Below are 557 nucleotides of genomic sequence, written 5' to 3'. Positions count from 1 at the left end.
GAGTAATGCCTGGGAACTTGCCCATTTGAGGGGGATAACAGTTGGAAACGACTGCTAATACCGCATACGCCCTACGGGGGAAAGGAGGGGCTCTTCGGACCTTCCGCGAATGGATAGGCCCAGGTGGGATTAGCTAGTTGGTAAGGTAACGGCTTACCAAGGCGACGATCTCTAGCTGGTTTGAGAGGATGATCAGCCACACTGGAACTGAGACACGGTCCAGACTCCTACGGGAGGCAGCAGTGGGGAATATTGCACAATGGGGGAAACCCTGATGCAGCCATGCCGCGTGTGTGAAGAAGGCCTTCGGGTTGTAAAGCACTTTCAGCGAGGAGGAAAGGTTAGTAGTTAATACCTGCTAGCTGTGACGTTACTCGCAGAAGAAGCACCGGCTAACTCCGTGCCAGCAGCCGCGGTAATACGGAGGGTGCGAGCGTTAATCGGAATTACTGGGCGTAAAGCGTGCGCAGGCGGTTTGTTAAGCAAGATGTGAAAGCCCCGGGCTCAACCTGGGAATCGCATTTTGAACTGGCAAGCTAGAGTCTTGTAGAGGGGGG

1 rRNA gene is annotated in these 557 nt (G+C 54.4%); it reads left to right on the top strand.

The features are described from left to right. Positions 1-557 (top strand): 16S ribosomal RNA (locus tag HR45_RS14205); the annotation flags it as partial.

Source organism: Shewanella mangrovi (genome assembly GCF_000753795.1).
Classification (GTDB): domain Bacteria; phylum Pseudomonadota; class Gammaproteobacteria; order Enterobacterales; family Shewanellaceae; genus Shewanella; species Shewanella mangrovi.
This window is presented reverse-complemented; position numbering and strand designations above follow the sequence as displayed.